Source organism: Sorangium sp. So ce185 (assembly GCF_051526825.1).
GTDB lineage: Bacteria > Myxococcota_A > Polyangia > Polyangiales > Polyangiaceae > Sorangium > Sorangium cellulosum_D.
The window spans coordinates 5,029,857-5,048,631 of sequence record NZ_CP150316.1; the positions used below are offsets into that span (position 1 = coordinate 5,029,857).

The 18,775-nt window shown below is 71.0% G+C and carries 12 protein-coding genes; 8 read left to right on the top strand and 4 right to left on the bottom strand.

All coding sequences use genetic code 11. The features are described 5' to 3' along the window. Positions 1–466 precede the first annotated feature (466 nt). The 6 genes from WMF26_RS18495 to WMF26_RS18520 all read left to right on the top strand — a co-directional run bounded on the left by WMF26_RS18495 (position 467) and on the right by WMF26_RS18520 (position 10,518). Positions 467–1,750 (top strand): DUF1566 domain-containing protein, encoded by a 1,284-nt coding sequence (locus WMF26_RS18495; RefSeq protein WP_438001385.1) that lies wholly within the window; start codon positions 467–469, stop codon positions 1,748–1,750. 94 nt (positions 1,751–1,844) lie between these two features. Continuing rightward, positions 1,845–3,308 carry a YkgJ family cysteine cluster protein gene (locus WMF26_RS18500; RefSeq protein WP_438001386.1) on the top strand — a complete coding sequence of 488 codons (1,464 nt, stop codon included), beginning with the start codon at positions 1,845–1,847 and terminating at the stop codon, positions 3,306–3,308. 51 nt (positions 3,309–3,359) lie between these two features. After that, complete coding sequence (locus WMF26_RS18505) at positions 3,360–4,391, top strand: DUF2169 family type VI secretion system accessory protein (protein WP_438001387.1); 1,032 nt, start codon at positions 3,360–3,362, stop codon at positions 4,389–4,391. After that, positions 4,388–5,443, top strand: coding sequence for a beta-ketoacyl synthase N-terminal-like domain-containing protein (locus WMF26_RS18510; protein WP_438001388.1), 1,056 nt, complete (start codon positions 4,388–4,390; stop codon positions 5,441–5,443). Before WMF26_RS18505 ends, WMF26_RS18510 begins: the two co-directional genes overlap by 4 nt. 458 nt (positions 5,444–5,901) lie before the next feature. Next, a complete protein-coding gene (locus WMF26_RS18515; protein WP_438001389.1) occupies positions 5,902–9,609 on the top strand; it encodes an RHS repeat-associated core domain-containing protein in 3,708 nt (1,235 codons plus the stop codon). Positions 9,610–9,624: 15 nt separating this feature from the next. Beyond that, the gene (locus WMF26_RS18520; protein WP_438001390.1) at positions 9,625–10,518 is read left to right on the top strand and encodes a hypothetical protein; all 894 of its coding nucleotides are present in this window, start codon (positions 9,625–9,627) and stop codon (positions 10,516–10,518) included. Between the two features lie 457 nt (positions 10,519–10,975). On the opposite strand, the gene WMF26_RS18525 is transcribed toward WMF26_RS18520, so the two are convergent. Continuing rightward, positions 10,976–12,940, bottom strand: coding sequence for a S8 family serine peptidase (locus tag WMF26_RS18525; RefSeq protein ID WP_438001391.1), 1,965 nt, complete (start codon positions 12,938–12,940; stop codon positions 10,976–10,978). 638 nt (positions 12,941–13,578) lie between these two features. On the opposite strand from WMF26_RS18525, the gene WMF26_RS18530 reads away from it, so the two are divergent. Then, entirely contained in the window at positions 13,579–14,253 is a 675-nt protein-coding gene (locus WMF26_RS18530) for a hypothetical protein (protein ID WP_438001392.1), read from the top strand. Between the two features lie 76 nt (positions 14,254–14,329). Here WMF26_RS18530 and WMF26_RS18535 read toward each other — a convergent pair whose 3' ends face one another. Continuing rightward, positions 14,330–15,580, bottom strand: coding sequence for a DNRLRE domain-containing protein (locus tag WMF26_RS18535; RefSeq protein WP_438001393.1), 1,251 nt, complete (start codon positions 15,578–15,580; stop codon positions 14,330–14,332). Positions 15,581–16,203: 623 nt separating this feature from the next. Between WMF26_RS18535 and WMF26_RS18540 the strand changes: the two genes are divergently transcribed. After that, positions 16,204–16,665, top strand: a complete 462-nt coding sequence (locus WMF26_RS18540) for a macro domain-containing protein (RefSeq protein ID WP_061629623.1) — start codon at positions 16,204–16,206, stop codon at positions 16,663–16,665. 67 nt (positions 16,666–16,732) lie between these two features. On the opposite strand, the gene WMF26_RS18545 is transcribed toward WMF26_RS18540, so the two are convergent. Both WMF26_RS18545 and WMF26_RS18550 read right to left on the bottom strand, forming a co-directional pair. Then, positions 16,733–16,963: a VF530 family DNA-binding protein gene (locus tag WMF26_RS18545; RefSeq protein WP_020735680.1), complete on the bottom strand. Its 231-nt coding sequence runs from the start codon at positions 16,961–16,963 to the stop codon at positions 16,733–16,735. 219 nt (positions 16,964–17,182) lie between these two features. Next, positions 17,183–18,715 carry a TolB family protein gene (locus WMF26_RS18550; RefSeq protein ID WP_438001394.1) on the bottom strand — a complete coding sequence of 511 codons (1,533 nt, stop codon included), beginning with the start codon at positions 18,713–18,715 and terminating at the stop codon, positions 17,183–17,185. Positions 18,716–18,775: the final 60 nt, after the last annotated feature.

An 18,775-nucleotide genomic window follows, 5' to 3' on the forward strand; every position in this document is an offset into this window, starting at 1 on the left:
TGGATTCCTTTCGTTCTTGACCAGGTCGCTCGAGCACCTCGGATTCAGTCACCAGAAGCTTGAGCCACCCGCGCTTTGCCGGCTGGTTGAAGATTTGCCAGCGCACGAGAGCGCGCGCCCGTCCTGTCGCGCGCAGGGTCGGTGGGCCGGCCTGCGGAAGGCGCGCCGGTCCTGCGACCCCGCGCACCGCAGATGTACCTTGGTGGCGCGGCGTATGATAGGTTGGTGCGGTTCGAGCTTGTTTATCTCTTGCGTACCGGCGCCGCGCTCACGAGGCCCGTTCCTGATCCCGTGATGGGGGATAATTTAAACCACAGGGCACAGAGGGAAGAGAAGAGAGAGAATCAGCTTTTTTTTCTTATCTCTTCCCTCTGTGCCCTCTGTGCCTCTGTGGTTTCTTCTCTCTCTCATGACCCAGGAATGAGCTCCGCCGACGCGGCGCCGGCTTGACTTGACAGAGGTGCTTATGAATCGAAGCGAGCGGTGGGTCCTTCACGCGACCCTGGCGATGTCCAGCACGGCCGCGCGCGCCGGACGGGGAACGGCGCTCGGTCTGGCGCTCGCGGCGGCGGCGTGCTCCAGCGGCGGGGACGCCGGCGGGAGCGGGGATGCCGGCGATCGCGGCGACGCGCTCACCGAGAGCGCCGCGTCGGGGACGGGCGGCGCCCTCACGACCGGGGGCACCGCCGAGACGGGCGGCGGGGCCGGCGAAGCGGGGCCCGCTGCGAGCAGCGGCGCTGGAGGCGAGGGGACCACCGCGGGCGGCGGCGCGCCGGGCGACGGGGGAGCGACGGGGGCGGGCGGCGGAGCGCCCGACACCTGCGGCAAGGCCGCGGCCTGCGGATCGCACAAGTGGGCGTGCTGGCCGATGCCCAATCCGGCGGGCAGCGGCCTGCCCAACCCCGCGAGCTACTCCGCTCTCGGGGGCGGCGTGGTGCGCGACAACGTGACGTGCCTCGAGTGGCAAGAGAGCCCTCCCTCCGAGGCGTTCACGTGGGAACAGGCGATCCGCTATTGCGACGAGCTGACGGTCGGCGGGGCCTCGGACTGGCGCCTGCCGACCCGCATCGAGATGATGTCGATCGTGGACTTCACCCAGAGCCCGGCCATCGACAAGACCGCATTCCCGGGGGCGCGGGGGGGATTCCACAAGACGGCGTCCGACTGGATCCTCACGATCCGGCAGGCCGGCGCCGGCGCAGGGCGCGACTATGCGTGGGCCTTCAACCTGAGCGACGGGATCGTCAGCAACGCAACCTCCAAGGCCACCGCGGCGAGCCTGCGCTGCGTGCGAGGCAACGGGGAAGGGGAGGCGCCGAGCAGCCCGGCCGTGGCTCCGTCCGACCAGTACACCGTCGTGTCGCCCGGCGAGGTGATGGACAACTACACGGGCCTCGTCTGGCAGCAGGGCTACTCGCCGACCACGATGACCTGGGCCGAGGCGGAGAGCTACTGCGCGACGCTCGATCTCAACGATCTCAACGATCGCGCCTGGCGCCTGCCGAGCATCCGGGAGCTCGCGACCCTGGTCGACGAAGCCCAGGTGGCGCCGTCGATCAACAGAACGATGTTCCCGGACACGCAGTACGGCGCCCGCAGCAACGACTGGTACTGGGCCTCGCACACGGCCGCGAGGAACGCTCCGGCGGCGTGGGCGCTCAACTTCGACGACGGCTTCACCGGGTTCAACGCCGGCGAGAGCGGCAAGTGGAACCACTTCACGGCCGCATGGGTGAAGTGCGTGCGCTGAGGGGCCCGCGCGGTCACGGGCGGGGAGGGCGGTGCGGGGCCCGCTCGCCTCGTTTCGGTGGCGCGCGGCCGCCGGCGTCGGTTAGCGTGCCCGGGTGAGCCCGAACACGCTGCCGGCGCGCCCTCGCCTCGCCGCCCACGTGCTCGTGCGGCGCCACCTCGTCGGCGAGGAGGAGCGGATCATCCTGCACGACGTCCGCTCCGGGCAGCTGCTCCAGCTCGGCGCGCGGGAGTGGGTCCTGCTCTCCGCGGCCGACGGGACGCGCGACGTCGAGGGCATCGTGATCGCGGCCGCCCGCGAGGGCGCGCACGCGCGCGCGCCCGCGGCGCACGCGTTCCTCGCGCAGCTCCACGCCGCGGGCCTGCTCGAGGCCGAGGCCGAGTCCGCCGGCGAGGACGCGGCGCGCTCGGAGCCGGCGGCGGGGGCGAGGCCCGCGCGCGCGCCCGAGGAGCGCGGCGGCCGCGAGCGCCCGCTGGAGGTGCTGCCCGATTTCGGCCTGCACTGCGACGGCCGCGGGAGCTGCTGCCGGATCTACGCCTCGATCCTCTTCGACCCCGAGGAGGCGGCGCGGGCGCGGGCGCTGCGGCCCGACGTGCTGAGCGGCGGCGCCCGGCACGAGCGCGCCTTCACGCCCGAGCGCGGGACGTGGCCGTGCGCGGCCTCGGTGGTGGCGATGCGGGACGGCCGGTGCGCCTACCTCGAGGGCGAGGGGCGCTGCTCGCTCCACGCGATCGGCGGGCCCGAGGCGAAGCCGCTCGGGTGCCGGACCTTCCCGACCAGCTTCGTGGACGACGGCGAGTCGGTGCGGGTCTCGGTCGCCGCGGAGTGCGCCTGCGTGCTGGCCAGCGCGGGCCGCCCCGGCGGCGCCCCGCTGCTCGATCCGCGGCTGCGGGTGCGGGGCGACCTGGACGAGCGCATCGACGTGGCAGCGCTGCCGGATCGCGCGCCGATCTCGCCCGGCGCGACCGCGTCGCGGGCGGAGCTCGTCGCGTGGTCGCGGCGGCTCGCCGCGGCGGCGCCGCCGCCCGACGTGGCCGCGGGCCTCTTCGCGCTCGCCGACGCCGTCGAGGCCGAGGGGCTCACGGGCGGCGCCATCGCGCGCTTCGAGCGGCCCGATCCGCTGGAGCCCGCGGCGCTCGGCCCGTGGCTCGCCGCGCTGCACGGGCGCGCGGCGCGGCGGGCGCGCGAGGACGCCGGCTGGAGGGGCGAGCGGGATCTCGCCCGGCGCGCCGCGCAGTGGATCGCGGCGACGACCCTCGCGCTGGCCGAGCCCGACCTGCTCGCCGCGCTGCTCGCGGCGCCCGCGCCCGCCCCGGATCGGGAGCGCTTCTACCTGCGCGCGGCGCTGCACGGCCATCGCCTGATCGGCGCGCTGCCGCTCTCGCTCGCGCTGCGCGATCGCGCGGCGCGGCTCGTCGTGGCCCGGGCGCTGCCGGTCGTCGTCGCCGGGGCGGGCGACGACGACCCTGCCTGCGCCGAGCCGATCGCGCTCGTCGAGGCGATGCTCCGCGGCCACGGCCTCGAGGCCTACGCCGCCGAGGCGGCCGGGGCGCGGTGATCGCGCCGCCGGAGAGACACGGCCGCCGATCTTGTCGATAATGCGCCCGCGATGGACCAGCCCCCGCTCGACAACAAGACGGACTTCGCCGCGCACCCGCAGCTCCTCGTCGATCGGGACGGCGAGAAGCTGGTCGCGATCGTCAAGGCGAGCTTCGAGCTCCAGGAGGACGGCACCTTCGAGCTCTCGCCGCCGGAGCGCGCGCGCGGGGTCCGCCTCGCCGATCTGCCCTGGGAGGAGGACAAGCCGGAGAGCGTCGCCTATCCGGCGGACGTGTGCCTCTTCAAGCCGGCCACCGACGTGATCTTCGTGGCCCGGGCGTACGCGCCGAACGGCAGGCCGGCGCCGTCCTTCGACGTGCGCGTCGAGGTCGGCCCGCTCCGGAAGTCGCTCGTCGTGTTCGGCAGGCGGCTCTGGGTCGACAAGGGCGCCGGCCTCACCGCGCCTTCGCCGATCGAGCATATCGACATGCGCTACGACCACGCGTGGGGCGGGCGGGACGACGAGGATCCCGCGGCGATCGTCGAGGAGCCGCGCAACCCGATCGGCATGGGCGTCACGGGCGCGCCGGCCTCGCTCACGCACCAGCCGGCGCCGAACATCGAGGACCCCGCGTTCCCGATCCGGACCGCGAAGACCGCGCCGCCGCCCGCGGGGATCGGGGTCGTGGGCCGGCACTGGGAGCCGCGCCGCCGGTACGCCGGGACGTACGACGCGACCTGGCGGGAGCTCCGCGCGCCGCTCCTGCCCGAGGATTTCGACCCTCGCTACAACCTCTGCGCCTCGCCCGGCCTGATCGCGGATCCGCCGCTCGCGGGCGGCGAGCCGGTGCGGACGCTCAACCTGACGCCCGAGGGGGCGCTCAGCTTCGAGCTGCCGCGGGTGCAGGTGGAGATCGAGTTCCAGGTGAAGGACCGCGCGCCGGCCGCGTTCGCGCCGCACCTCGACACGGTGCTGATCGATCTCTACGCCACCGGCCCGCAGAAGCCGGTGGCGGTCGAGATGGTCTGGCGCGCGCACGTCAAGGCGCCGCGGCGGATGAAGGACGCGCGCGTGGTCGTGCGCGAGCGGGGGCGCGCGTGAGGCCCCTCGCCGTCATGGTGGCCGCGGGCGCGGTCACGCCGATCGGGCTGCGGGCGATCGACACGGCGTTCTCGCACCGCGCCGCGGCCGCGGCGATGCGCGAGGCGCCGCTCGTGGACGCGAGCGGCGAGCCGCTCACGATGTGCTTCCTCCCGACGCTGGATCCGCTCGTCACGGGGGCGCAGCGCGCCGCCCTGCTCGCGGAGCGCGCGCTCGGCGAGGCGCTCGAGAAGCTCGGCCCCGCGGCGCGGGGGCTGCGGATGCAGATGACCCTGTGCCTGGACGAGCACCTCGGGCAGCGGTCGCCGGGGGGCGAGGCGCCGGCGCAGCGGCTCGGCGCCGAGCTCGCGGCGCGCGGCCAGGCGCACGCGCCGGAGCTCGCGGTGAAGGTCTCGACGCGCGGGGCCGCGGCGGCGGGGTTCGCGCTGCCGGAGCTGTACGACGCGCTCGGGCGGGGGGCGATCGACGCGGCGCTGCTCGGCGGTGTGCACACCGACTACGATCCCGCGCGCATCGCCGCGCTCGACGCCGCGGGGCGGATCTTCCGGCCGGACAACCTCGATTCGCTGATCCCGGGGGAGTGCGCGGCGTTCGTGGTGCTCATGCGCCCCGAGGTCGCGCGCCGCGCCCAGCTCCGCGACCTGGGGCAGATCGTCGGCGTGGCCACCGCGCACGAGCGGGCCCGCCCGGACAACGACGAATCGGCGTTCCAGGCCGCGGGCCTCACCGCCGCGCTCCGCTCGGCGCTGGCGCCGCTGTCCGAGCGCGGGCTGCGCGCCGGCTGGATGCTCACCGATCTGACGTTCGAGACGTTCCGCCATTTCGAGCTCCAGGCGGCCTCGGTGCGCACACAGCACCTCTTCTGCGATCCGCAGCAGGTGGAGAGCCCGGCGCAGCGGATAGGCCACCTGGGCGCCGCGGCGATTCCGCTGCACCTCGCGATCGCGTCGGAGGCGTTCGCGCGCGGGTTCGCGCCGCACCCGTGCGCGGTCTCGCTGGCCGGGAGCGACGGCGGGGAGCGCGCGGTGGTGGTGGTCGCGGCGCCGGGGTGAAGCGCGAGAGCGGCGGGGCGCGGGCTGGCTGAGATGTGCCAAGGAGGGATCGGCTGCGCATCTTCACGGCTCCTTCGGCATGCCGTATTGAAATAATCTGTTCTCATTGTGTTTCGCGGACCGTTTCGTGTGTGCACGCCGCGCGCGATCCATGTGTCCGGTGATGGCGGAGGAGACAGCCTCGATCGCAGAAGCGTGAGTCCGGGCCGACTTCCGGGCGGGTGTGATACCGTTCTCCCATGGCCCGCACGGCTCCCGTACCGAATATCCCCGCCATTCCTGGCATGAACCCTGGCGTCTTCGTCATGGGAGGTGGTGCGGGCGGGGGAGGGGGCAACGGGAAGAACGGGCAGGCTGGAGCCGGTAGGCAAGGCGCGGGCGGGAAGAACGGCGGAAAGGGGGCGAACGGGGGCGGAAAGGGCGCGGGCGCGTGTGGGCCGGGCAGCGGCGGAGGATGCATGAACCCCGTGCACGGCGGCGGCGGCGGGACGCACGCTGGCGATCCGGTCGATCCGGTGAGCGGCCGTGTGTACACCGCGCGAGAGACGGACGTACCCCTCGTGGGGCCGCTGGTCTACGCACTGCAGCGCGCGTATTCCTCGTCAGCTCACGAGCGCGATGTCGGCCTCGGCCACGGCTGGTCTCATTCGCTCGCCTGGTCTCTGGTTCGACACCGCAGGTCGCTCGAAGTCCACGCGCCGTTCGGCGACCCCGTCCGGCACCCGCTCGAGCCGGATCAGGAGACGTTGACCGTGAGCGGCGTCGGTACGTTCCGCATCGGCCCGGACTTCATCGTCCTCGCGGATGACGAGGATGTCCTCTACCGGTTCGAGGCCACGTCGAGCGAGCCGGTGAGGAGCTATCGCCTCACCGAGGTCTTCGACCGCGCCCGCAACGTCATCACGCTCGATTATGATCCGAGCGGCGCGCTCGTGTGGATCGTCGACAGCGCCGGTCGTGGGGTCGCCGTCCGTCGCGGTGCGAACGGGCGTATCGCACGCTTCGAGATCCGGACCTCGCACGGGCGTACGCTGTCGTACCGATCTTACGAGTACGACGCGCGCGGCGATCTCGTCGCGGTCATCGACGCCGAAGGGCGGCGACTTCGGTACGCCTACGATCGGGAGCATCGGCTCACCGAGCAGCGCTTCCCGTCGGGCCGGTGTGTCCACTACCGGTACGACGCGCGCGGTCGCTGCGTCGAGTCGTGGGTCGACTACGAGGGTGCTCGAGATCCAGCGCTCGCCGACGCCGTCCCCCCTGTGCTCGCCGACGGCATCACCGAGGCGAAGGGCATGCTCCACGTGCGCCTGGATTACGAGGAGGGCACCACCACCGTGATCGACTCGCGGCAGACGCGGCGCTTCGATCACAACGCGGGCGGCACCATCGATCTTGCCTCGGGCGTGTGGGTCGAGACGATGCGCTACGATGAGCAGGGGCGCATGATCGCGTATGCCGACCCGAACGGCAACGTGACGCGCTACGAGCGGGGTGAGGACGGGCGCGTCCGTACGGTCGTCGATCCAACCGGCGCCACCAATCAGTTTCGCTGCGACGCGGCAGGGTACCTCGTCGAGGCGGTCGACTCGCTCGGCCACGCCATTTCCTACGTGCGTGACGGCACGGGGAACCTCCTGGAGACGACCGATGCGCTCGGGCTGCTCCTGCGGTGCACGTACGACGCGCGCGGCCTGCGCCTCTCCGCTGAGATGCCGAACGGCGCCCTGACCCGCTTTGAACACGACGCACAAGGCAACCTCGTGCGGCTCATCGAGCCGAACGGCCGGGCGAGGTCGATCGAGGTCGACGACATCGGCCGGATAGTCGGGTTCACCGACGAAGAGGGATACCGGACAGCGTACCACTACGACGCGATGGGCGTGCTCCAGTCGATCACGCTCCCGAACGGCGCGGTGACGGCCGTCGAGCACGACGCGGACGGACACATCGCCGCGTACCGCACTCCGGATGGCGCTACATGGCGAATGCACTGGGCGGGGCACCATATGGTGTATCGCCTCGACAAGCCGAATGGTGAGTCGATCCACTACCGCTACGATCGTGAGGGGCAGCTCGTCCAGATCGTGAACGAACGCGGCGAGATCCACACGGTGAACCGCGACGTCGCGGGCCGCGTGATCGCAGAGACGTTCTTCGACGGGCGGAGGTACGATTACAAGCTCGACGCTGCGGGGCAGCTCACCGCGCACAAGAACGGCGCGGGGGAGCGGACCGAGATCGAGCGCGACGCTGCGGGTCGCGTCATCAAGCGGGCGTACGACGACGGGAGCGAGGAGTCGTTCGAGTATGACTCCGAGGGGCGGCTGATCGCCTCGGCAGCGGGCGGCGTGAGGACCACGTTTGCTTACAACGCTCGAGGCCATCTCATCAAGGAGACGTCGACCGTCGCGGGGGCAGCATTGCCGGTCGAGTACATCGTCGACGCGGTCGGCCAAGTCGTCGAGCGGCGCTCGCCGGCCGGGGGGCGCCTGCGGGTGGCTCGCGATCTCATGGGTCGAGCGACGCGCATCCACTTGCCCGACGGCGGCGTCATCGAGCGCACGCTGGACGGCCTGGGACGCGAGGTGGCGCGCACATTGCCGGAAGGCGGCTCGATCGTGTGCCGCTACGACGGCATGGGCGCCCTGCTCGAGCGCCGTGTGATCGGAGCGCACGAGGCGCGCCGTAATTCGCCGGATTGGGTCGGACGGCTACCCGAAGGGACCACGTTCGCAGAGGCGTTCGCCGTGTCGCGCGGCGGCGAGCTGCTCGAGCGCGCGACGAGCGACGGCGAGCGGGAGACGTACGCCTATGACGCCCTCGGGCGCGTCGTCCAGCGATCCACGCGCGCGGGTGTCGAGCGTTTTGCCTACGATGGCTCGGGTCACACGCACGAGGTGGGCGGCCCGTCCCGGGTCTACGGGCCCGGGGGCACACCGCTGCGGCGTGGAGGGGAGTCGTACCAGTACGACGCGGAGGCGCGGCGCGTCCGCAAGACGGACGACGCGGGCGGGGAGACGCGCTACGAGTGGAACGGCCGCGGCCTCCTCTCCGCCGTCCGCCTGCCAGACGGCACGCGCGTCGAGTACACCTACGACACGGATGGGCGCCTCGTGCTCCGGCGGCGCGGCCCGCCGGGAGGGGCGGTGACCGAGACCCGCTTTGCTTGGTGCCAGGGCCTCCTATTCCACGAAACGACGTTCGAAGTCGCGGCGCACGAGCGGCGCATCGTTCATGAACGGCTCTACGTGCACGACGACGTCGGCGCTCCCCTGGCGCACCGTGACACGGTCCATCGGCACGGCCAAGCCGTCCATCAGCCGTGGGTCCACTACGTGGCCGGCCCTGCGGATCTCCCGGCCCTGCTCGTCGCAGGCGACGGCGCCATCCTCTCTCGTGTGCGCAGCTCCGTTTGGGGCGCCGTAAGCTTCGAGGGGCCGGCGACGACGCCGCTGCGCTTCCTCGGGCAATACTTCGACGAAGACACCGGACTCTCGTACAACCGCCATCGCTACTACGATCCTGCGCTCGGCCTGTTCATCAACGCCGATCCCTCGGGGCTCAGCGGCGGCACGGGGGCGTTCGAGTATGCGCGGAGCCAGCCGTACCGGTATGTCGATCCGCTCGGTCTACAGCCGGTGACGACCACCGTCACGTCGAGCGACGGGACGATCACCCAGACCGGCCACAGCACCCGGCATCCGAATCACTCTTCGCCGCAGGGGATTCATCCCGTCGTTTGGAACGCTCTACCGCGCGGGCCGTTCGCTAACCCGGAGACCGGCAGTATCCAGCACACGGGTCCGTCGGGTCGCCCGCCGCACACTTGCGGCGAGCCCCACGCGCTCACCAATTACATTCGCGCGTGGGAGCAGCAGCACAACGGCGGGCAGCCGCTCAACCCCAACAACCCGCGAGATCGTGCGCAGATCCAGCGATGTCTCGGAGCGATTGGAGCCATCTCATCGCAGCACGAGGATGGCACGCCCCGTGCTCCATGTCCGAACTGCTCGCAACTCATCGCCAATCTCCAAGCGCGATGGGGGGCACCTGCCACCTCGGCTGTGCAGCCCGGATACATGAACGCGGCGGGCACTGGTCCGATGACGAATTACAGCCCACCGAAACCCAACTACCTCGGACCGCGCAGGAGATACACCTAGAGGCCTGTCAACAACATGTCCGAACCCAGACACGATACCGGCGCGCTGAGCGCGCTTGCTCAGGAACTGCTTCGGCGGCTCGGCATTCACCGCTCCGTCGAGTGGACCGTGCCGTCTTCCGAGCTCCAGAGGGAGCTCGCGACGATACGCTGGCCCTGCTCCAGCGCGGTGCTTCGCGCTGAGATGCTCACGGGCGGGCTCTGCCGCACACCGAGCGGCGTCTTCGGTATCCATGCATCGCTGCGCTACTTGCGCGGCGAAGTTCCGTGGGAGCGCGACGACCTGCAAGAATACGGTACGCGCGCCGATCCGCGGGACCCTTCACAGACCCTCCTGCCCCTGTGGATGCTGGACGACCCTTGGGTGTGGCTTGCACAGGACGGCTGCGTCTTCTACGGGAGTCATGTTGATGGACCCGAGTATTTCACACTCGCTTTTGAGGACGTGTGCCATTACTGGGAAGTGATGGCGCTCCTGGACGGCTATGTTGTGGCGTATCATCGCCCTCACATCGTGGCTCGTCCGCGTCTGGAGTCGTCATGCTTCGTCGGTGAAGCGGTCGCGCGTGAGCTCGGGATTTCTACGTTCGCGCCCGGCACGCGTGGCAGGACGCGCGCGTGGTCAGGGCCGGGTGTGAACGTCGTGGAACTCGACGTTCCAGGCTTCAAGCAAGGCACCGACGTCGTCTCCGACAGCGCCGAGGGGGTCGTGCTCGCGGCCGGGCAGGCGCTCGACGCGGGCGGTGCGGCGCGCATCACGAGCCCGGAGCCGCTGGATGCCGACCTGCTGAGAGAGCTCCCGGTCTGCAGCGGGCAAGAGCGTCCATTCTCGGCCTGCCATGTGTACAGATGGGGCAAGTTCTCATCGTACGAGGACGACCGCTACCGGCGGCGCCATCGCGGGTCGTAGTACCGGGTCGCCCGAGCTCCTCTTCGATCCCGTGGACCTGCCTGGAGGGTCGAGCGGGATCTCGCCCAGCGTCACGGGGGGCGGGGCGCGTACTCGGCGGGGCGCTCGAGAAGCTCGGCCCCTCTTTCGAGGAAGTTGTGGAGCCCGCTCCTGGACGGTTCATGCGTCACCTCGAGCTTCACGACACTGCCGACGTTGATGGGGACGTGAGCGCTTGGCAGCAACGCGTCTGGGATGCCGCCCAGTAGCGGGGCGCCTTGGGCCACGGCGGCCTGCGTGCTGACGAAGTGACAGTGGAGGCGGCGCCTCCGCCGCGCCGCGGCGAGGTCAGCGAGCAGGGCGACGGCGGCGGGGCGGGACGCGGTCGAGGGCGTCGAGGACGCGGAGGTGCATGGCGAGGCTTCGCGGCGCTCTTTTTCCTGCTCCCCGCCGCGCGCGCCCTGTGGTCAGCGTCGCCTCAGTTCACTTCGACGTGAGACCAGGGGAAGCTGCCGACCAGACGCAGGTAGTATCCGCCGTCGCAGGTAGCGGGATAGCTCGAGGACGGAACCCACGTGTTTGAGATGTTGACTCCGTTGAGCTCGACGGTCGCCATGTTCCAGGAGTTCAGGTTCGAGCTCGCCGCGTCGAAGAACACACACGTATTGATAGGACCGTTGTTCACGTAAGGGATGGTCACGTGCGCCGCCGACCCGCAGTCCGCGGGCACGCAGGTCGAGCAGGTGCCGCAGTCCACCTCGCACGACTGGCAACTCTCGAGCGCGGAGCAAACGCCGTCGCCGCAGCTCCCGGGGTCGGCCACCAGGGGCGCCGCCGCGGCGAGATCCGGGAGCGGGCCGATCTCGCGGCTCAGCTCGGACTGCTGCGGCTTCCCGGTATTCACGAGCAGATCGCGCAACTCTTGCGGCGTGAGCGGCCCTGACGCCTGCTGCGCGACGCTCTGCACCACGGCCACCGCGCCGCTCACGACCGCAGAGGCGCTCGACGTCCCGGAGAACGTCGCGGTATAACGGTCCCGCTCGCCCAGCGTTCCGCTGTAGAGCTCACCGGCACCTCCCGTCGTGGTCACGTACTCTCCCCAGGCATGGACATCCACGCGGCCGCCGGAGTTGCTGTAACACGTCGGCCTGCGCGAGGTCGACAGGCTCGCGCCCACCATCAACGCGCCGGAGTCCCGGACGGTCCGGTCGAAGACACCTCCGTACGACGGATGATCCAGATCCACCGAGCCGTTGCCGGCCGCCTCGACCACGATGATCCCGTTGGCCGTGGCCGTCTGGATCGCATCGAACTCGGCCGAGAAGAACTCCATGGGAACGAAGTCGCACTGGCTGGAGTTGCAGGTGCACGTGGCCGTGGCCGGGCCGCGAGCGTGCACCTCGATGAGCACGATGTCGCCGGCGTCCAGCTGCTCGGCGGCCAGCGCGATCGCGGGGCCGACGCCGTTGTTCAACCAGCTCGCGTAGCCGACGCCCGAGAGCGGCGCGACCCCGGTCACGCCGAAGCCGTTCTCCTGCCCGACCATGACGCCTGCCACGGCGGTGCCGTGATCGGCGTTCCCGGAGCTCGGCGCGGGCGCGTAGAAGAAGGGCGCCGGGAGATCCTCGTGGTCGGGGACCCAGTATTGCTCGACGTCGATGATCCGGACGTTCTCGCCACGGCCGCCCGGGAACGACCGGGCCTCGGCCACCCCCATGCCGTTCGCGTCGCTGCTCACGTAGCCTTGCAGGGACGTGAAATCCGGCGTGTTCGCGTCCAGGGCCACGAGGCCGGCGCCCGCCTCCGGGGCCGCGGTCGCGAGCTCGGGCTTCGGCTGCACATAGGCGATCTCCACGCTCGGGTGGGCGTTCAGCGCCTCCACCAGCTCGACCAGCGCGCTCCGTGGCCCTCCTGACCAGGGGGCGTCGAAGTAGAGCCCGAGATCCGAGAGCTGGATCGCGCTCCGTCGCTCGCCGCTGCTCTTGAGCGACGAGAGCCGCGCCTCCGGCAACGGGAACAAGGGCTTGAGATCGAGCGAACGCTTCGAGAGCAGCGCGGTGATGCTGTCCAGATCATGCTGCAGCTGCTCGGGATCGAGGCCGCTTGCGGCGCTCGAGAGATCGCCGATACGATCGCTGCTCAGCAGCGAGCCGCGCAGCCGAACGCCTGTCCCTTCGTGGAACTTGATCACGACGCGAACGTCGGAGACGTCGCTCGGAATCCATGAGGACGCCAGCGACTTGTCCTGGAGCCTCCGCAGCGCTCGAGCGGGCGCGCTGGCCGGCTCGCTGGCGACCACGGGCGCCGACACCTGGGCGACCGGCTCGGCGTCGCCGCAGCCCAGGGCGATGGCCGAGAGCCCCAGCAGGGCGGCAGGCAAGGCCCGACGCACAGCGACATGACGGAATACGACGTTGGAGAGCTTGGTTTGGTTGACTGGCATAGGAGCATCAAAAACAAGGGTGAACGATATCCTGTTCGAGAACGAACCAGACGACCGCCGTCGCTGTCCTCGGCCGCGCTGCGCCTCGGGCTCGACGGGGCTTCGAGCACCGAAACAGCAGTGTACGGGCGCGCGTTCATCACGGAGACCGGCGCAGCGCCCCGCTGGATGCCGCCGAGGCGCTCACAGCGTTGCGGGCAGATGTGTCATCGCGACCGAGCACCGTCAAGGACCCCAGTTTGCGCTTAATGCTTCTTGACACTGGGCAGACCCCCTCATCGGATGCGCGTTTTTGGTCGTTCGGCGCCCGAGGAGAAACGCGGACACGGACCCCCGATCTCCGTCGACGCCTGCCGGAGCGTTCGAAGCGCGCGCCGCGGCGCACGTGCAACGATCGCGAGCGTCGCGATCGTTGCTGAACCCGTGCTGGAGGTTGGCCGGGTCATGCTCCGGGGCTGCCCCCGCAGGCTGCGCCGATGGACGTCCCAGCATCGAAGGATGGCCGACCCATCATTCCGTGCTGACCACGCCATCATCGGCCTCGAACCCTCCAGGACGACTCCATGGCCAGGGTCGACGTTGCGGACGACGCGTTCCCATCATTCCTAGCCGTCGCCCCCGGTGGTAATGTGGGCGACATGGGTCACGCACGCCGCTTCCTCGCCGCAGCCCTGATCCCCGCGGCCGCTGCGGTCGCCGCCGCGTGCGGCGCGCCGGTCGAAGGCCCTCAGGGCTCCTCGCAGGCCGCGGGCTCGAGCGGGAGCGGCGCCGGCGGCGTGAGCGCCGGCAGCACAGGGGCCGGTGGCGCGGGCACCGAAGGTACGGGGGCTGCGGGCGCTGGGGTCGGCGGAGCTGGGGCCGGCGGAGCTGGGGCCGGCGGCAGCTGCATCCCCTTCTCCGAACCGCCGGGAGCCGCGTGTTCGCCAGGCCTGCAGTGCAAGAGCACGGCGATGTCGTGCGCGTGCAGCGGCACGGACACGCTCTGCTCCTCGTCCCAGACCGGTCAGCAGAACGACGTGCACCCGCCGAAATCGCCCCCACCCGAGGGAGGCTGCTGCGACACCGAGGGCCTGGTCTGCGGCTACGAGACGTGTGGGCCGATCTGCCGGTGCACGAACGGCGCGTGGTCGTGCCAGGCGCCCGACGTCTGCCCGCCGTTCGAGTGCCCGGCCGATCCCTCGCAGCTCGACGGCCAGCGCTGCGAACAACTCCTCGGGCAGGTCTGCGCTCGATGCTCCCCGCCCTGGAGCTGCACCTGCGAGCTCCAGCCGACGGGGGCTGCCGTGTGGGCGTGCGTCGAGATCCCGTGCTGAGCGGCCGCTCCGGCGGCCGGCACCCGATGTCGTCCCGGGGGCAGCCGCTGCGCGATCGCGCCCCGGCGCGGCCCCGCTACTCGGCCGGCGTGAAGCAAACCTCGAGCTTCGGCCGGAGGGCGACGTTCGCATGTTCGCTCGACCGGATGTCGGTCCGGTCGTTCACGTCCTGCAGCGCGACGCCGTAGTTCGGCTGGGATCCATCCACCCAGGCCTGGACGAGGGGCGCCACGCTGGCGCTCACGGAGGCGTCCGCCTCGGCGACCGTGGCGATCACGGCCTCCACGGCCGGGGTGTACCCGGGGAAGTTGCCGGCGTGGACGGTCGACTCCTGCCAAGGGCCGTTCACGCGGTGCACCTCGATGGTGCTGGCGCTCGCCTTCCACGGGTGGGACAGCGTGAGGACCGCGGATTCGATGTTGGAGCCCGCCGGGATGAACGACAGATCGAACGCCAGCACGCCCGCCTTCACGTCCGCCGGCAGCGTCGTCGTGACGAGATACGGGTAATCGCCGTAGGGCCACGAGATCCCGGGCTGGATATACGTATCCTGCACGCTCCCGTAGGTGCCGCGCTGCACGACGACGCACTGGGGCTCGACCTCGCAGGCGTCGCCGATGGCGTCGCCGTCGACGTCGGCCTGGGAGGGGTTGGGCTGCTCCGGGCAGTTGTCGCACAGGTCCGGGACCCCATCCTCGTCCGTATCGAGGTGGACGGGGACCACGGTGACGTGATCGAGGAACGTCCCCATGCCGTTCGAGAAGCCCACATCGTTGAACTGGAGGCGGGTCGTCGCGCCGGAGGCGATGACGGTGAGGGTATAATAGACCCAGTTTTGGCTGCTGGTCGAGAGGAAGGCGACCACTCCGCCGTCCCATACGACGTCGATCGCGTGCTCGTCCAGACCGCCCCATGGCGTGGACGCGGCGAAGGCGAACCGAAGCTCGTACACCGCTCCCGGGATGGTCGTGAGATCCTGGTAGATGCCGCTCGACATCGAGGAGTCCAGCTCGACGTTCTGGAAACCGTGCGCGGGGAGCCCGCCGACCGTGCGGTCGCGGAGCTCGATCTCGCCATAGGCAGGCCGCCAGCCGGGAACCGCGGTCGGCGAGGACGTGATCCACACGCTGCCAATCGGCAGATCCGGTAATTCGAAGCTGCCGTTCGTGACGAGGTCGCCGGAGGGCAGCGCCTCGCAGGCGACGAGAGACGCTGCGCCCTCGCCGACGGCTTCATCGTTATCGTCGTGCGGCTCGGCTGCCGCCATGCAGCCGGAGATCATCCAGGCGAACGCGAACACAGAGATCGACGGATGGGCGGTTCTCATGGGAGAGCTCCTCGCTGCGGCGCCGGCATGGCAGAGCCTCGCTGTGCGGCGAGCTGCCGCCGGCTGTGGATTCACGGTCAAAAGCATTGCTTGGCGCTGCCAGCCGCAGCGCCGTCTCGTCCTATCATGAAGTGCGCGCACGGATCATCGTATCCCGAGCAATCAGCACGATGTCGCCGAAGCCCGCCCCGGGGAACCGGGCGACGATGGGTCGCAGCCCTCGGGAGCGATGGTCCGCGCCGGGGCGGCGCTCGGTCCGGTCGCGGCGGGGCTCGGGCCGCCTCCTCATCCCCGAGGATTACGGCGCGGGTAAGCGTCTCGGCGAGCGAGGCGACCACGGCGGCCCGAGGCGACGGATCGACCATCGCGAACGAGCAAGCTCGGGCCGAACGTCGCGCCCGCCGCTCGCGTGGACTCGCCGCCGGAGCCTTGCCGCTCGCTCCAGCGCGCCGCGCGCTGGGGCGAGCACGGCGGGCTCGTACGGGAGAGCGCCGATGCGGACGTACCGCGTGGGCCGGAACCGCGCGCTCGAGGTGGCCGGGGCATAGGCGCCTCCTCGCCTCGCGTGCGCGGGCCCGTCGGGATCTCACGAAGCTGACCGCGGAAGTGCTAGGGTGCGCCGCGTGCCGACGATCTTCACCAAGGGCGACCTCCTCAACACCCCGGATCTTCACGCGTACGCGCACGGCGTGAGCTGCGTGGGCCAGATGGACACGGGGATCTCCGTGGCGTTCAAGAAGCGCTGGCCGGGCCTGCTCCCGGCGTTCGAGCAGCGGAGCGCCGAGCGGAAGCTCCAGCTCGGGGAGGCCTTCGCCTGGAGCGAGGGCGACGACACGGTGTACAGCCTCGCGATCCAGGAGAACGCGACGAAGAGGCCCTCGCTCGCCGCGCTGGAGCGCGCGCTCGCCGCGATGGTGACGCACGCCGCCGGGGCGGGGATCGCGCGGATCGGCGTTCCGCGCGTGGGCGCCGGCAAGACCGGCCTCGAATGGCTGCGCGTCAAGAGCATCCTCGTGAAGGTCGCCAACGACAAGCCGGTCACGCTCGTGGTCTACGAGCAGTTCGTGCGCGCCCCGGGCGCCTGACCAGCGCGGGACGGAGGCCGACCTCCTGCGGCCTCCATGTCCAGGTCGCGAGCGCCGCGCCCCTCGGTTACGGGCTGGGCTTGGCTTTATCCCGCACGTAGAGCGCCTCCACCTGCTGTCGGGCCCACGGGGTCCGTCGCAGGAATTGCAGGCTCGATTTGATGCTGGGATCGTACTTGAAGCAGCGAATGTCGATCATGCGTCCGAGCTGCTCCCAGCCGTGCTGCGCGACCAGGTGCTCGAGGATCATCTGGAGCGTGACGCCGTGAAGAGGATTGTTGGGCTGAGGCTGAGTCATATCGATGCTCGGGGGGCGACCGCCCCGGAGGGCCGGCGTGAGCCCACCGTGTAGCACGTCGCGCGGCGGGCCGACGCACCCACGCCGCCTGCGCGCCCACGCCGCCCGTGCACGCCGAGGGGCGAGGTGCTGTTCCCGGCGTCTGGCCTGCCCATGGGGCTGCCGGCGTGGGGCGCGAAGATTTTTTTTCGAGCGACCGATGATTTCTCCGCGGGCGGGCTACTTGCCGACCTCGGCCGAATAGAGGCCGGCCGTCGTGCCGGGGAGGTCCGTCGTGAAGGCGAGGCGGCGGCCGCCGTGGCTGCTGAAGTAGGTCAGGTTCGCCCCCGGCGCGATGAGCCGAGGCTTCAGGGGCTCGCGCGACAGGTCGACGACCTTCAGGTCGGCCGTCGACCGCGCGAAGTCTTCCGCGTCGAAATGGGTGTTGTCGTTGAACGACACGAGGCCGCGGACGGCCGGCAGGTAGCTCCAGCCCCCGTCGTCGCTGAACTGCCGCACGCCGCCCTCGCCCGAGGCCAAGAGGGGAGCGGTGCCGGTCGTCAGGTCGACGATGCGGGCGAACAGAACGTGCTTCGAGTCGGCGCTGAAGGGCGGGCCGCCGAGCACGTTCCGCGTCTGCGGGTCGACCGACAGGGGCGGGGCACCGCCGCGCGCGTCGGCGAGCGCCACGTCGGAGAGGCCGGTCGCGGGGTCGCGCTGGGTGAAGAAGGCCACCTTGCTGCCGTCGGGCGACGCCCACGCGTCGGTGATGACCTTCGACCCGGCCAGCACGGTGAGAATGCCCCCGACCTCGTCGGCGATGGTCTCGGTCGACCGACAGTCGCCCGGCGCGGCGCGGCGCAGCTCGAGGCCGGCCTCCGTTTGCGCGGTGTACACGACGGAGCTGCCTTTGGCGAAGAAGCCGATTCGCGAGCGCACCTCGTCGAGCGCGCTCACCGCGCCGTCGTCGGAGACGACGACGGGGTGCCCCGAGCCCGCCAGCGTCGTGAAGAACGACCCGCCGCCGGCGTCGGCGCTGAAGAAGGGGGGCGTCGCGACGCCGCCGAGCAGGTCGACCCTCTCGCCCCGCTCCCAGCTCGACAAGGTGGCAGAGCTCGCGCCGCCCTCGCAGTGCAGCGCGACCGGGTGCGAGCGGCCGTGGCGGCCGACGAACGCGGCGAAGGGCCGACAATACCCCAGCGGGAAGCCCATCGGCACCGCGCCGAGCAGCGTCGTGCGCTCGCTCATGTCGGTCGCGGCGAGCTCGACGTCGCCGACGCTGCCGTCGGCGTTGCCACGGGTGGGGAAGAGCACCGAGCGGCCGTCGGCGCTCGCCGAGGTCGCGAAGGTCCCGATGGGCGAGGCGGCGGACGCCTCGCGCGGGCCGGACGCCGCGCTCCACACGATGAGGGGGCTGACCCCGAAGCCGGGCAAGCTCCGGTCGGGGTTGGTCCAGCAGAACGCGACCTTGCCGACGGTGTAAACGAACGCGGTGTTCCCGGGAGGCACCTGGGCGACGAGCTGCCTCGTCGCGCCCGGCTCGAGCGCGGTCGCGTACACGCGCTCTCCCTCCTGATAAAGGGCGTGATTGTCGCTGGTGACGCCGAGCAAGAGCAGGCGCGCACCCCGCTGCACAAGCCATTTCGTGTGCGTCGTGAGCGATGCCTGGCCCTCCGATTCCGCCTCCGCGGGGGGCGGGCTCGGCGCCTCGATCTGGGCGCAGCCGAGCAATGCCGCGCCGAATGTCATGCTGGCGAAGAAAGCTTTGACCATATCCGGGTCTCCTCTTCGGTCAGACCCTAACTCGCGCAGGCACCCTGCGTTGGGGCCAGA